Origin of the sequence: Flavobacterium hydrocarbonoxydans (genome assembly GCF_009789235.1) — a bacterium.
GTDB classification, from domain to species: domain Bacteria; phylum Bacteroidota; class Bacteroidia; order Flavobacteriales; family Flavobacteriaceae; genus Flavobacterium; species Flavobacterium hydrocarbonoxydans.
On the sequence record NZ_WSTB01000001.1, the window covers coordinates 160184 to 173770 of the forward strand.

Annotated in this window: 16 protein-coding genes; 6 read left to right on the plus strand and 10 right to left on the minus strand. The window is 31.8% G+C overall.

Going from position 1 to position 13587, the window contains the following annotated elements; genetic code table 11:
- Nucleotides 1-39 precede the first annotated feature (39 nt).
- From GON26_RS00710 to GON26_RS00720, 3 genes are read left to right on the plus strand one after another with little or no spacing between them, the layout of a single operon-like run.
- Nucleotides 40-2853 carry an AsmA family protein gene (locus GON26_RS00710; protein WP_160372822.1) on the plus strand — a complete coding sequence of 938 codons (2814 nt, stop codon included), beginning with the start codon at nt 40-42 and terminating at the stop codon, nt 2851-2853.
- Between the two features lie 15 nt (nt 2854-2868).
- Nucleotides 2869-3336 carry a low affinity iron permease family protein gene (locus GON26_RS00715; RefSeq protein ID WP_160372823.1) on the plus strand — a complete coding sequence of 156 codons (468 nt, stop codon included), beginning with the start codon at nt 2869-2871 and terminating at the stop codon, nt 3334-3336.
- 1 nt (nt 3337) lies between these two features.
- A complete protein-coding gene (locus tag GON26_RS00720) occupies nt 3338-4537 on the plus strand; it encodes an NAD(P)/FAD-dependent oxidoreductase (RefSeq protein WP_160372824.1) in 1200 nt (399 codons plus the stop codon).
- Nucleotides 4538-4682: 145 nt separating this feature from the next.
- On the opposite strand, the gene GON26_RS00725 is transcribed toward GON26_RS00720, so the two are convergent.
- Nucleotides 4683-5705 carry a helix-turn-helix domain-containing protein gene (locus tag GON26_RS00725; RefSeq protein WP_160372825.1) on the minus strand — a complete coding sequence of 341 codons (1023 nt, stop codon included), beginning with the start codon at nt 5703-5705 and terminating at the stop codon, nt 4683-4685.
- Between the two features lie 184 nt (nt 5706-5889).
- On the opposite strand from GON26_RS00725, the gene GON26_RS00730 reads away from it, so the two are divergent.
- The 3 genes from GON26_RS00730 (at nt 5890) to GON26_RS00740 (ending at nt 7911) form a co-directional block, all read left to right on the plus strand.
- Nucleotides 5890-6384 (plus strand): DNA-deoxyinosine glycosylase, encoded by a 495-nt coding sequence (locus GON26_RS00730; RefSeq protein WP_160372826.1) that lies wholly within the window; start codon nt 5890-5892, stop codon nt 6382-6384.
- A gap of 41 nt (nt 6385-6425) precedes the next feature.
- Nucleotides 6426-6860: a DUF6526 family protein gene (locus GON26_RS00735; RefSeq protein WP_160372827.1), complete on the plus strand. Its 435-nt coding sequence runs from the start codon at nt 6426-6428 to the stop codon at nt 6858-6860.
- A 316-nt stretch (nt 6861-7176) separates the two neighbouring features.
- Nucleotides 7177-7911, plus strand: a complete 735-nt coding sequence (locus GON26_RS00740) for a hypothetical protein (RefSeq protein WP_230407874.1) — start codon at nt 7177-7179, stop codon at nt 7909-7911.
- Nucleotides 7912-8087: 176 nt separating this feature from the next.
- On the opposite strand, the gene GON26_RS00745 is transcribed toward GON26_RS00740, so the two are convergent.
- The 9 genes from GON26_RS00745 to GON26_RS00785 form a co-directional block, all read right to left on the minus strand.
- Complete coding sequence (locus GON26_RS00745; protein WP_160372828.1) at nt 8088-8603, minus strand: hypothetical protein; 516 nt, start codon at nt 8601-8603, stop codon at nt 8088-8090.
- Nucleotides 8604-8661: 58 nt separating this feature from the next.
- Entirely contained in the window at nt 8662-9102 is a 441-nt protein-coding gene (locus tag GON26_RS00750) for a hypothetical protein (protein WP_202110809.1), read from the minus strand.
- Between the two features lie 47 nt (nt 9103-9149).
- Nucleotides 9150-9743, minus strand: coding sequence for a DJ-1/PfpI family protein (locus GON26_RS00755; RefSeq protein WP_160372829.1), 594 nt, complete (start codon nt 9741-9743; stop codon nt 9150-9152).
- A 100-nt stretch (nt 9744-9843) separates the two neighbouring features.
- The gene (locus tag GON26_RS00760; protein ID WP_160372830.1) at nt 9844-10377 is read right to left on the minus strand and encodes a hypothetical protein; all 534 of its coding nucleotides are present in this window, start codon (nt 10375-10377) and stop codon (nt 9844-9846) included.
- 1 nt (nt 10378) lies between these two features.
- On the minus strand, nt 10379-10765 hold the full coding sequence (locus GON26_RS00765; RefSeq protein ID WP_160372831.1) for a hypothetical protein: 387 nt from the start codon (nt 10763-10765) through the stop codon (nt 10379-10381).
- A gap of 36 nt (nt 10766-10801) precedes the next feature.
- Nucleotides 10802-11296, minus strand: a complete 495-nt coding sequence (locus GON26_RS00770) for a hypothetical protein (protein WP_160372832.1) — start codon at nt 11294-11296, stop codon at nt 10802-10804.
- A 59-nt stretch (nt 11297-11355) separates the two neighbouring features.
- Complete coding sequence (locus GON26_RS00775) at nt 11356-11742, minus strand: hypothetical protein (protein ID WP_160372833.1); 387 nt, start codon at nt 11740-11742, stop codon at nt 11356-11358.
- 47 nt (nt 11743-11789) lie between these two features.
- Complete coding sequence (locus GON26_RS00780; protein WP_160372834.1) at nt 11790-12326, minus strand: hypothetical protein; 537 nt, start codon at nt 12324-12326, stop codon at nt 11790-11792.
- A 152-nt stretch (nt 12327-12478) separates the two neighbouring features.
- The gene (locus GON26_RS00785) at nt 12479-13084 is read right to left on the minus strand and encodes a hypothetical protein (protein WP_160372835.1); all 606 of its coding nucleotides are present in this window, start codon (nt 13082-13084) and stop codon (nt 12479-12481) included.
- Between the last annotated feature and the right edge of the window lie 503 nt (nt 13085-13587).

Here is a 13587-nt window from a genome sequence, read left to right on the forward strand (position 1 = left end):
TTACTTTTCTTTAAACTGACTATTAAAAAAAAGCAAATTATGAATTTATCTTTCAGAAATATAGCACTAAAAACAGGTAAAGTAATTGGAATTACAATTGCTTCTATCTTGCTATTGCTGTTTTTGATTCCGCTTCTTTTTCCGGGTAAAGTAGCATCTGAAGTAAAAAAAATAGCGAACGAACGTTTAGATTCGAAATTAGAATTTACGAATTCTAAACTTTCGTTTTTTACTCATTTCCCATCACTTACGGTTTCCCTTGACGATGTATCGCTCACCGGATCCGCTCCGTTTCGCAATGATACTTTATTAAAAGCAGGACAGGTTGCCTTTGGAATCAACCTGAAAAGATTGTTTTTTAACAGCGAAGTAAAAATCAATAAATTATATGTTTCTAAAGCGTTGATAAACGTTATGGTAAACGAAAAAGGACAAGCCAATTACAATATTTATGTGGCTCCTGAAGACCGAAATGATTCTAAAAATGACCCCAATCAGCCTGAGGAAGGGACAGCGCTTCGGTTAGAAAGAATCGATTTGGAGGATTGTCATATTAAATATAATGACCGTTCGGCTAAAATTCTGGTGGATGCAAAAGGTTTTAATTACATTGGAAAAGGGAATCTGAGCGAAGATATATTCGATTTAAGCACCGATGCTGAAATAGAAACTGTTGACTTTTATTATAACCGAACGGCTTACCTTAGAAAGAAAAAACTACATGCCGATTTGGTTACAAGAATTAACACACATGCTTTGTCGTTTATTCTTCAAAAAAATGAATTGTACATCAATAAATTACCTTTAAAATTTACCGGTATTTTCACCATACTAAAAGAAGGCTACAAAATAAATATCAAGGCGGCTTCTGAAAACACCACTTTAAAGGATTTATTTTCGGTCATGCCTCCTGAATATTTAGGCTGGATGGAAAATACACAAATGTCCGGGCGCAGTGATTTGCTTTTCACTTTTAGAGGAAATTATAATGTGGCTAAAAAGCAGAAACCCAATTTGGCCTTTAATCTAAAAATTGATAATGGTTCAGTAAATTATAAAAATGCACCCGTTCCGCTAACAGATTTTCAGATGGATTTAAATGCCATGATGCCTTCGCTTGATCTTGAAAAACTAAAAATAAACCTGAGAGACCTTCATTTTAATGTAGGACATAACGACTATTTTAAAGCCTTTTTTCAGAGTACGGGTTATAACGAAATGACGGTAAACGGAAGCGTTAAGGGAGCTTTGAACCTTGCTACGGTTGATGCTGCGCTGGGTTTGAATACGATTGATCTAAAAGGAATTTTACGAACCGATATTCAGGCCAAAGGGCTTTTTAGTACTTCCAAAAAATTATTTCCCAAAACCAGAGGCGGTATTGCTTTACACAACGGCTGGCTCAAAACAGACTCTTATCCGAACCCTATAACCGATATTACTTTCGTAGCAAATATTCTCAATCAAAAAGGAACTTTTGAAGATTTGATTGTAGCCGTTGCGCCAGCCTCATTTGTTTTTGAAGGAAATCCGGTGTATGTAAAAGCCGCCCTTTCGGACTTTAATGATTTGGCTTATAATGCCAAAATAAAAGGTGAACTTAACGTAGGCCGCATCTATAAAGTTTTTTCGCAAAAAGGAGTTGATATTACGGGTTATGCCAAAGCTGATTTATTATTAAAGGGTAAACAAAGCTACGCCACTACAGGTCAATATGATAAGCTGGACAATAAAGGAACATTAGTTTTACGAAATATTAAAGCTACTTCGGAGCTTTTCCCGAAAGCCTTTTTTATCAAACAGGGAAACTTCCGTTTTCAGAATGAGAAGATGTGGTTTGAGAAATTTTATGCTTCTTATGGAAAGTCGGATTTTGATATCAATGGCTATTTACTTAATACCATCAATTATTTTTTAGAATCAAAGGGAACTTTGAGCGGTAACTTCAACATGAAATCAAAACTGATTAATGTTGATGAATTTATGGCACTCGAAAAAGGTGAAAATGAGGATCGTAATCTGGCAGTAGAATATGCTAAAGAAGACCATCCTAAAATGAGCGGCGTGGTAATCATTCCTAAAAACTTAAATGTTTCACTAACCACAAAAGCCGATAAAGTAGAATATAACGGTCTGGTTTTAAATAAACTTACCGGAAAAACAGGAATCACTAAAGGTAATTTTTATTTAGAAAAAGCCACTTTTAATATCATTGACTGCATCGTAGGAATTGATGCTACTTATAAAGATGAAAACCCTACAGCAGCACATTTTGATGCGCATTTTACGGCGAAAGATTTTAGTGTACAAAGAGCTTATAACGAAATACCGATGTTTCATGAAATGGTTACAGCTGCTGAAAAAGCCCAGGGGATTATATCTGTAGATTATACCATTAAAGGAGATTTAAACGGAAATATGAGCCCCATTTATGCGTCTTTTGAGGGTAACGGAATCCTGAATTTAAGAGATGTAAAAATTAAAGGATTAAAATTATTTGACGGTATAAGTTCTAAAACGGGACAAAATTCCCTCAATAATCCTGATATGAAAGGAATCGAAATAAAATCATCTATTGATAATAATTTAATTCATATTCAGCCGTTTACTTTTAATGTGGCTACGTTTAAACCTACTATAAAAGGGACTAGCAGTTTCGACGGATTATTAGACTTACGAATGCGTTTAGGACTTCCTCCTTTTGGGATTATCGGAATTCCGATTGTCATTACCGGAACGCATCTGGATCCTCAAATAAAAGTATTTAGCAAAACAGGTAAAAAAATTGACGATGCTATTTACGACGAAAAACACAATAAAGTGATTAAAAAAGAAAAAGTCAGTACCCTCTAAATTCTCTACCAGCAAATGAAAAATACAAAACCAAATCACAATTTTTTATTCGAAAATTTCACTCAAATACTTTCTAAAATTTTTGGAAACACCACCGTCATCATTAGCGGTATCGTAATCATTTTTGTATGGGCTATTTCAGGACCTTTTTTTGGTTACTCCGAAATCTGGCAATTAGCAATCAATGGGATCATCTTACTGGTGGTTTTAATTCATAAAATGCAAAGCAAAAATTCGCTTGACATTCAGTTAAAATTAAATGAGCTGGTTGCCTCAAACGAATATTCAAGCAATCATTTAAATAAAGTGAGACGAAGTACTGAAAAAGAAAATAGTATTGTTCAGAATTATTATCAGGCTATAGCCGAAATTGCTCAAAAAGAAGCTCTTAACCGTAATGCAAATCCTACTACAGAAAAAGTTGAAATAAAAACAGCTAAAAATAAGAATATAAGACTTTTAGAAGGTCAAACAATATACTAAAATGAAATTAAGATCTACCGAAACTTTCTGGCCTTTAAAAAACGCCCTGGAAAAAAGTTACCCTTCTCTCGAATCTGATTTGACTACTCCAATCCTGATTATTGGAGGCGGAATTACAGGCGCTTTAATTGCTTATAAATTAATAACAAACGGCTATAAAGTCATCCTGACTGACCGTCGGGATATTTGCAACGGCAGTACTGCAGCCAGTACCGCTTTACTTCAATATGAAATTGATGTAGCTTTGCATGAACTCATAAAAATCAGAGGATTAGAATGCGCTGTTGACAGTTATAATAATGGAAAAAAAGCCATTTTTAATTTGGCTGAAATTGTAGATGTTATCAAAAGTGATTGTCAATTTGAATTTAAAAAAAGTATTTATTACTGTAATCTTAAGAAAGATCTTCCGTTTTTGAAAGCCGAATTTAAAGCGCGCAAACAAAACGGATTTGATGTAAAATGGTTAGAAAAACAAGATTTAGAAAAATTAGGCCTTCAGGCATTTGCAGCCATCGAATCGCAAACAGCTGCCGTGATGGATCCCTATAAACTGGCTCAGGATTTACTTAAATTTTGTGAAGAGAAAGGAATGCAGATTTTTGACCGTACCAATATTACTTCCATTCAAAATCAGAAAGACAAACTTATTGCCCATACCGAAAACAAATTCAATATCACGGCGGATCATATAATTCATTGCAGTGGCTACGAAAGTACAGAAACACTTACCGAAAAAGTGGTGGACTTAAAAAGTACTTATGTCATCATTTCTGAAGCATTTCCTGAATTGCCTGTCGCTTTTAAAAATGCTGTTTTATGGGACACCGGAGACCCGTATATGTATTTTCGTGCCACCAGCGACAACCGTATTATTGCAGGAGGCGGCGATGAGGAGTTTAAAGACCCAACGAAACGGGATAAATTATTACCTAAAAAAGAACAATATCTTTTGAAACAATTTCAGAAAAAATTTCCTGGAATCCCTTTCAAAATAGATTATTCCTGGGCTGGAACTTTTGGAGAAACTAAAGACGGATTGCCTTATTTTGGAAAACCAAATACTAATCGAAATGAACATTACGTATTAGGTTTTGGCGGAAACGGCATTACCTTCAGTGTATTAGGAATGGATTCGATAGTACCTTCGATAGAAAACAAAAAACATACGGATTTAGAGTATTATAGGTTTGGGAGATAGATTTTTTTTGAGGTACTAAGTTGCTAAGGTTTTGAGTTGCTAAGCTTTTATTTATAAAAACCTTAGAACCTTAGAAATTCAGAATCTCAGCAACTAAAAAAAACTTAGAGTCTTAGCAACTCAGAACCTTAACACCTTAAAAAAACTAAGCTGTAATCGCCAACGGATGAATATTAAATTTATAATCTTTTGGGCTGCAGTTGAATTTTTCTTTGAAGATTTTAGAGAAGTAGCTTCTGCTGGTAAAACCTATGCAATACACTATTTCTGAGATGTTCAAATCAGACGTTCTTATCAATATTTCGGCTTTTAAAACTCGCATGTGGGTGATGTAATCGTTGACCGTTCTGTTGTGAATCATTTTGAAACCTTCCTGTAATTTATTTGGAGATAAACCTGATTTTTTACTTAACGTTTTGATGGTAAAGGCTTCTTCAGGATTTGCTTTTATTAAATCTGAAAGTTCTTTGATTTCTTCCATTTCTCTTAAAGTAAGACCATTTGCTTCTTTAGAGGCGTGATTCAGATCATCTGTATGTTGTTGAATTTCCATCGCAAGGATAATTCTCATAATGCCTTCTTTAAGTAAATTTCGAACAATGCCAGTTTGTGTAATAGCATCTAATTGTTCGATTTTTTCGGCGATTTGCAAATTATACGAACCCAGGTAAAAGAATTCTTCTCCATCAGTGTTAACAAAAGTTTCTTTTATTTTTTCGTTCAGAGAATTCATTTTTTTATTGGCAGCAACCTGAGTTCCTACGATAATCAAAGTAAATTTAGTTTGTTTGTCTTTTTCAAAAAACAAAACATTTTCTTTATCGCTTTTAGAAGAAACTATAGCGGTCTGATAGGTTTTAAGTTTTCTTTCGATGCCTGAAACACCAAAACTGTGCGCTAAATTTCCCTTTGAGCAATAGGCGAAATAAACCGGTGAAGCAACTGAATTTAAAATACTTACACTAACATCATTCGAGAAAACCATATCAAATTGCACATAAGCAATACCGTCATTAAAGGAGGCACCTATAATAGAACCTTTAGCGTTTGGAGTATTAATTTTCAAAGAATATTCGTCTAAGTCATGATGCAGTTTTCCACCAAAATTTGAACTTAATTCTTCAAAAATATCTTTAATTTTCTCTGTATGTATCGTAACTATTTTCATTTTTTTGGGAATTAGAAATTCTAAAATTTACTTTTATAGTTTTTAAGAAAAAGCGTTAATAAGATTGTTTAATGCTTTAAAAACCGTTTTCCAAAGTTCGTTTATACCCTAACTGAAAATGTTATATAATTTCGGTTTATTGTTTTATAATTAGCTGTAAATGATTATTTTAAAATTAATTTTTATGAAAAGTTTTTCCTTTTTACCGATTTCAGATTCTGATGCTACTGTCTTGATTTTAGGCACAATGCCCGGTACAAAATCATTAGAATTAAATCAATATTATGGTCATAATCAGAATAATTTCTGGAAATTTATGTTTCTTATTTTAAATGAAGATTTTTCGAATGAGTATCAAACTAAAAAGAAACTTTTGATTAAAAACAAAATCGCACTATGGGATGTTTTGCAGTATTGTGACCGGATAGGAAGTTTAGACAGTGCCATAAAAAACGAAATGGCAAATGATTTTGAATCCTTTCTGGAAAAACATCCCCACATTCACACTATTATTTTTAATGGACAAAAGGCGGCCGCCTTTTTCAAAAAATATGTGTCTTTAGAGAAAACCTATCAACTTATTACCTTACCTTCAACAAGTCCAGCAAATGCCAGCAAATCCTTTGACTCGAAATTGAATGAGTGGAAAATTATTCAGACGATTCAGGAAAAAAAATAATTACTGCACATTATACTTTATTAATCCCTAAAAAAATAATTATGAAACCTCAAAATTTAGAAAACCACATTCGTTTTTATACCCCACATCATTTTGTGTATTACCCTATTCTTATTGCATTCCTTAGCGCCAGTATTTATTTTGCTTTTACCACAGAACAACAGCTTATCTGGGCTTTTATAAGTGTTGCCTTTGTATTTTTGTTTTGTCTGGCGTTTATGCTTCGTCAGCATTATGCCTTAACCTTGCAAAACCGAATTGTAAAATTAGAACTGCGCTACCGTTATTTTACACTGTCCGGAAAACGTTTTGAGGAAATCGAATATAAATTTACGGATGATCAGTTATTTGCTTTGCGTTTTGCACCAGATAACGAACTTCTAGCGCTTATTGATAAAACTCTTGAGAATAAACTTTCAGGAAATGCTATCAAAAAATCGATTGTAAACTGGAATGGCGATTACAGTCGTGTTTAATTTTCCTTTTATCAATAAACATAACAAACTGAAAAACAGCTTAGTTAAACCAAAATAACTGACTTAAAAAAACGATTGGATTATTATTTTCACTAACTTTATTTAAGAAAAAGATGTTCTAAACTTAAAAATAAAGAAAATGAAAAAATTAATTTATTTTTAAATTGTTTCCCTTTTTTGGTTTTCTTCGAATGCTCAGACGGTAGCAGAAATACCTGTCGAAAACCCACTTACAGCTTTAGAAAATGAAGAATTAGTTCTCCCACAGGAATATAATCCGGATGAACTTCCGTGGGCCAACAGACGATTTCGGATTATGGCCGGAGGATTTTTTCCGGTAAACAATACAGAAGTTCAGGTAGGTACCAACAACGGAAAAATTGGTACTACTATAGATTTCGAAAATGATTTAGGCTTTAAAAAAAATAACGTTTCGTTTACTGGCTCCTTTGAATGGCGCATTTCAAAAAGATCACGACTGGATTTTGAATATTTTTATCTGGACCGTTCTGCATCAAAAACATTAGAAAAAACGATTGAATTTGGTGATAAAGAATTTGATATCAATACAAGAGTTACGGCCTTTAGCAACAACCAAATAATAAGAGTAGCTTATGGCTACGCTATTTTAGCCAAACCAAAATATGAAGCTGGTTTACTCCTTGGTGCACACGTGCTTTTAGGAGATGTAGGGATACGTGCAGAAGGTCAAAATGTGGATGCAGAACTCCGTGAAAATTTAGATTTTACCGCTCCCCTTCCCGATGTTGGAATTTGGGGAAAATTTGTTTTGGGAAGACGTTGGGGTTTATATACCAACATCAATTATTTAGCCCTTAAAATCGATAACATCAGCGGCAGAATCATGAGTTATAATCTATCTGTTTTATACAATGTAACCGGCAATTTTAGTCTGGTAGCGGGTTATACCGGTCTAAATTTTAAAGTCGATGTAGAAAAAGAAAGATTAAACGGCTTCTTCAAATGGGGTTATAATGGTCCTACCATTACTGCCGCCTATACTTTTGGAAAACATGTAAAACATCATTAAAAAATGTAGTTTTATTTTTCACGCAGATTTTGCAGATTTTTACATATACTAGTGCGAGCATCTTGCTCGTTCTCGCAAAGTTTTCATTGTTTTGTCATTGCTTGTGTTCACGAGCGAGACGCTTATGCTATCTGGGCTTCATTATTTGTGCTACGCATTCAAGTAAAATCTTGTTGTTATATACTGCCTTTTTTTGCTTTAAACTTTATTTGTAACCAAATATAAAATATCCATACTCCTAAAGAAAGCCAAAATAAAAATTTACCAACATTCCAAAAATGTTGCTTTGTGTTTTCGAAGTTGTAAAGAACTATCGATTTTTTTGATAATTTAAATATTTTGAATTCGCTTCCACTCCCAATTATTGATTGCAATTTTGTTCTATGTTTAATGGAAATTATTTCACCTTCCGTTACATTTTCCATTATAGTATTAAAGTAATTTATATTATTCTCCAAAAAATAGAAAGGTTCAGAATGTCCTTCGATATGAATTGTTATTCTATCATCTGCATATTTATGATGCTTAAATTTATCTTTCTTTATTAATGTAACCTTTCCAACAACTTCTTTTAAATCATTTTCATTTAGTTTTGATGAGTAAAATTGAGCAGCAGCAATTAAAGACAAAATTAAAGCAAGTCCAGGAAGAAAATATTTTATATAAAATTTTAAATTTTTATTTGGAGTCATAATTATTAATAATCATTTTATAGTTTTATCTAAACCTATTTGAGGGCAAGACAAGGATTTATAGTAACTTTTTACGATTATTATCCCAATACATTGCTTCGCGACTATCATTTTCAATTTCAATTTCAGCATTTTCAATTTGGTCAAACCTGCTTTTATCCGTTTTACTGAATTCAATTAAAATAAATTTTTTCTCATCAACATTTTCGGCATTTATAAACTCTAAATATTCTTCAACCGATTTCTTATCAAGCATTACTTTTCCACCACCATATTTATGTCGGTCTTCACCATTTTTTTTGACACCCGAAACCCAATATTCTTCACCGGTTTCTATGTCATAATGATTCCCACTTATTCCAGTTGTTTTGAATTTTTTCAACGCTTTATTGTCAAAATAAACTGTTTGTCCTGATTTCGAAAATTCAACGAGTCCAATCCAGGCCAAACCATTATGACCTTCGGATTTATTTTCGATATACATTATTTTTGGTTTCATATGCAAAATTGTGTTCATGAGTGAGATGCTCGCGTTAGCAGGGTATTTTATTCCACTTTAAAAGTGTCGTTGTCCTTATCTTCCGTCCAGTTATATTCTATTTCAACTGCAATTCGTCTTGCAAAATCAATTCCGTGTCGGTCACTTATGAAACCCAATGTCATGTCTATTCCGGCACTTACTCCCGATGATGTATAATATTTGTCGTCAATGGTCCAACGTGCTTTTTCGTTCCAATTTACATTTGCACCATTTGTAACTACCCAGGCAAAAGCCCGTTTATTTGAAGTTGCTGTTTTATTGTCTAAAAGTCCAGTCCTGGCAAGTAGTGAACTTCCCGTACAAACAGTCAATACAAATTTGCTGAATGTTGCTATTTCTTTTATTTTGTCTATGAGTAATTTATTTTCAACTTCTTTTCTTGTGCCCATGCCACCCGGAACTATAAAAATTTCCAAGTCCTCCTTAATGTCTTCCAATTTCTCAGTCAAGGCAGAAACTCCATGTCTGTTTTCTATTTGTCCACCATTTAGCGAATAAAACTTAATCGTATATAAGTCTGATAGCCGCCCAAAAACTTCTACAGGCCCATAAACATCTAAGGTTTCAAAGTCGTCAAATAGTAAAACTGCTATGTTCATAATCTAGTGTCTTTTAAAATTATTGCAAACGTTCTGGGACTACATCTGGTTTGAGACTATGCCAATTGCCAAATCAGCTGTAACTGTTTCGGTAGTATTTTTATTTTCTTTGTTGCAATATTATTATCTGTTCTTTGTTTCCACAAATAAATTTAATGGTGTTATTTCCCCATTGGTTCGATATTATAGTATGCTCGTTCTTAAATTTAAATTGCTTAATTCCACCTTTTAGTGTCTCATTTTCTTTTACGGAGATAATAGGTGTAATTTCAATAATTCGGTTTTTTACACTATCCTTTTCAATTCTTTCAGATAAATGAACATTTTTTATTTCTGGTTCCCAATGACCGTCATATTTCATTTTTCCATAAACTGAATAAGAAATTAATGATTTTGAATTGAACAAATTAAGTTTGCTTTCTATTATTACAATTTTTAAGCTATCAATTGTTAGATCATCTTGATAAGCCCACCAACCAATGTTATATGTTACCGGAATCTCAATTTTTGAATTCCTTGGCTCATTTGAAAGAATTCCTTTTCGACCAAAATCTGTAAGATATAAATAGGAACAGATGAATAATAGCAGTATACTAAAGATTATTATACCTAATATTTTTAAAGTTTTCTTCATTTTAAATTCCCATTTCAGCATTTTCAATTTCGTCAAACCTGCTTTTATCCGTTTTACTGAATTCAATTAAAATAAATTTTTTCTCATCAACATTTTCGGCATTTATAAACTTTAAATATTCTTCAACCGATTTCTTATCAAGCATTACTTTTCCCCCACCATATTTATGTCGGTCTTCACCATTTTTTTTGACCCCCGAAACCCAATACTCTTCACCGGTTTCTATGTCATAATGATTACCACTTATTCCAGTTGTTTTGAATTTTTTCAACGCTTTATTGTCAAAATAAACTGTTTGTCCTGATTTCGAAAATTCAACGAGTCCAATCCAAGCCAAACCATTATGGCCTTCGGATTTATTTTCGATATACATTATTTTTGGTTTCATATATGAAATTGTGTTCAGGAGTAAGATACTCCTTTATCAAGGGCTGTAGGCTGTGCAATTTTGTTTTAAGAATTCATTTATTTTTTTAAGTATTCTTTTTCGAGTTCCAAAATCGAAAATTCCACTTCGTTGATTACAAAATGCGTTAAACTCAATTTGGTTTTCAGTTAAGTAAAAATTTATTTCATAGTCTAGACCCAAAGCATATTTTTTATAATGCATTCTTATTATACTTTTTTCAAATTTAGGTAAGTTTTTAAAATATTTTTCTTCACCAAGCTTTTCTATAATTATTTCTTTTTTTTCGATTGTTAGAGTACATTCAAAAAAGCTTGATTTAATATATTGATAAATTTTAAAAATGCAGTAAAAACCTAAAAAATATAATAAAATAAACATTATCATAATACTTTTTAGTCTATTTTCTAAATCATATTTTGAAGCAATAATTATAGGAGTTCCAAAGCTGAATAATAAGAATATAGTATAATTAAATTTCTCACTAAAAGGGATTTTAATATTTTGTTTCATACTTCTGTTTTTCTTCCTGTATGCTCGCTCTAGCAGGGTTTACTTCAATATCTGGGCTATTAATCTTTTTTAATGCAGCTATAAAAACTCACTGTGTCTGAACCATCATCAAATTTTTTGCCTATTAATTTTCTATTAAATTTGAAGCAGTCATCCTTTATATCTGTAATTGTTACTACTATTTTTTCTCCAATTGTAATATTCTCGATCATACTTTTAGTACAAACAACTTCATATTCACAATCGCTCAGCCAGTATAAGCTCCAAGTACAAAGAACAACGTCATTGTCAATATCTTCCATAATTGCGTCTTTAATGACAAAATAGGAGCTAGGAAAACTTGTATTATAAAATTTTCCGTTTTTGAATTTACTACAATCCAATGATTGTGAATATCCTATTGAACCTAGTAATAATAATGCTATTAAAACAATTTTTTTAGTCATGTTTTTTTTTTGGTTTTTATTTTAAAGGTTAATTCATCTTTAAGTACTTACTGTTCCCACTCGTCTTCATCTTCAGCTTTTTTCTTTATTCCATCTATTAATGATTTCTCATCAATTATTATTTTTTCCCCTTTGATTTTTTTAAACTCTGTGAATATCTGATGTAAATCAAAATTATTCCAATTATATAATCTGTTTATTGTGATTTTTTTCTTTCCGCTTTTGAATATTATCGTATATCCAATGACACTTCCCGTTTTTGATACATGTTTTCTAATTTGGATGTTTACTTTCTTAATTTCAAATATTTCAATCCAATCATTGTCAAAATTACTACCAAATATATTTATCTTTTCATTTTCAAATTCAATTTTATATACAAACTCTTTTGATTCATTATAAGTTATAAATAAGAAAACAAATAAAAAAAAGAGAATAAATAATATTGAAATAATATTAAATTCACTAGAAGAAAATATTGGGATTGATGCAAAAAATAAAAAGGCAAAAATTTTAATTTTAATATCCTTTTTACATCTTTCTTTAAATGGAATTCTTTCAGTTTCAAATATTGTTTTTTCCAAAGATTATTTCGTTTTTTTATCATAGAATGCGCAGCTTTTCCTAAGGAAGACTTCGGAGAGCAGGACTAATGATGAGTTGTAAATCTATTTTAGGATTAGGTATAAATAAGTAAACTTTTTTCAGGACGAAACATCTGTCAGATATGCGCAATTTATTTCTCACTTGTCTTGCGAAGTTCTGTTAATATATTATTTCCTTCTTCAAATAATTTTAGCCAGAAAGAGGAATTATTTTCGAAATTTTTTATTGTCTCTTGTCCAACGAAAACGCCTTTGTTGGTCAAAAAGTAAAACTTCACTTCGTCAGTTGATGGTAAAGGTGTCTTTTCTGTTTTAGTTGTCTTGTCGAGAAATGTTTGTGCTAAACTTACAAATTGTTTTGCTGCACTATTTACATTTTGATGTTGTCCGCCACCAATAACACCACCGCCTGAACTTAAATATAAACTTGCATCACCTGTCTGATAAGAAACTGTTGTCGCTGTTGCACCGCCCATTTCCCAATCCATTACAACTCCATAAACAACAGTTTTGTCAGTAGGCAATGAAAGTCCGAGTTGTTCAGGTGTCGCTGTAAAAGCCATATTCCGAAGTCCTTCAAATGTGTTTTCTTTTGTCTGATGAACTTTTGGTTTGGTCGTGTCTTGGTCGGCAACTGTTTGATTGTTGTTTGCCGTTGATTTATTTCCGCAAATTGTCAAATAGAAAACAAGTCCGCCTACTAAAAATATTCCGATAATAATGTATGTGATTTTCATTGTCTGTTAATTAGTTGTAGTGTCGTCCTACGGTTGCTTGTAACTTGTATATTATAAATACAATTTCTCCCCCACCTACCAAATATATAAATTAACATTTACACACAAATAAAAAATCACCCTCAAAGATAATTTTTCTTACAGCTATAACTTTAAGGAAACCATACGCTGTCCTTTACATAACTACATTCAGGGAAAAAGAAAACAAAAAATAATTTTCTGGTAATACTGTGACATAAAAATTATTTTGAAAAAAAATCACAATTGTTGTGACATAAAAATATTTTAGAAAAAAAATCACAACTATTGTGACAAAATAAAATTTTCAAAAAATAAATCACAGTTTTTGTGGCAAAAAATAAATAAAAATTAAATTGCGCTACTTGTTGCAATAAAATAAAAAACGAAAAAAATTTGCCACACTTATTGTAGCGAAATATAAATTAATAAAAAATTTGCTACAACATTCATTTGAATGTACACAGCTAGAAATTTGAAAAAAA

Bases quoted from the DNA above. Each gene is read 5' to 3' on its own strand.
- GON26_RS00720 (WP_160372824.1), top strand. From the start codon at position 3,338: ATGAAATTAAGATCTACCGAAACTTTCTGGCCTTTAAAAAACGCCCTG.
- GON26_RS00710 (WP_160372822.1), top strand. From the start codon at position 40: ATGAATTTATCTTTCAGAAATATAGCACTAAAAACAGGTAAAGTAATT.
- GON26_RS00775 (WP_160372833.1), bottom strand. From the start codon at position 11,742: ATGACTAAAAAAATTGTTTTAATAGCATTATTATTACTAGGTTCAATA.
- GON26_RS00765 (WP_160372831.1), bottom strand. From the start codon at position 10,765: ATGAAACCAAAAATAATGTATATCGAAAATAAATCCGAAGGCCATAAT.
- GON26_RS00715 (WP_160372823.1), top strand. From the start codon at position 2,869: ATGAAAAATACAAAACCAAATCACAATTTTTTATTCGAAAATTTCACT.
- GON26_RS00770 (WP_160372832.1), bottom strand. From the start codon at position 11,296: ATGAAACAAAATATTAAAATCCCTTTTAGTGAGAAATTTAATTATACT.
- GON26_RS00735 (WP_160372827.1), top strand. From the start codon at position 6,426: ATGAAACCTCAAAATTTAGAAAACCACATTCGTTTTTATACCCCACAT.
- GON26_RS00755 (WP_160372829.1), bottom strand. From the start codon at position 9,743: ATGAACATAGCAGTTTTACTATTTGACGACTTTGAAACCTTAGATGTT.
- GON26_RS00785 (WP_160372835.1), bottom strand. From the start codon at position 13,084: ATGAAAATCACATACATTATTATCGGAATATTTTTAGTAGGCGGACTT.
- GON26_RS00730 (WP_160372826.1), top strand. From the start codon at position 5,890: ATGAAAAGTTTTTCCTTTTTACCGATTTCAGATTCTGATGCTACTGTC.
- GON26_RS00760 (WP_160372830.1), bottom strand. From the start codon at position 10,377: ATGAAGAAAACTTTAAAAATATTAGGTATAATAATCTTTAGTATACTG.
- GON26_RS00725 (WP_160372825.1), bottom strand. From the start codon at position 5,705: ATGAAAATAGTTACGATACATACAGAGAAAATTAAAGATATTTTTGAA.
- GON26_RS00750 (WP_202110809.1), bottom strand. From the start codon at position 9,102: ATGAAACCAAAAATAATGTATATCGAAAATAAATCCGAAGGTCATAAT.
- GON26_RS00740 (WP_230407874.1), top strand. From the start codon at position 7,177: ATGGCCGGAGGATTTTTTCCGGTAAACAATACAGAAGTTCAGGTAGGT.
- GON26_RS00745 (WP_160372828.1), bottom strand. From the start codon at position 8,603: ATGACTCCAAATAAAAATTTAAAATTTTATATAAAATATTTTCTTCCT.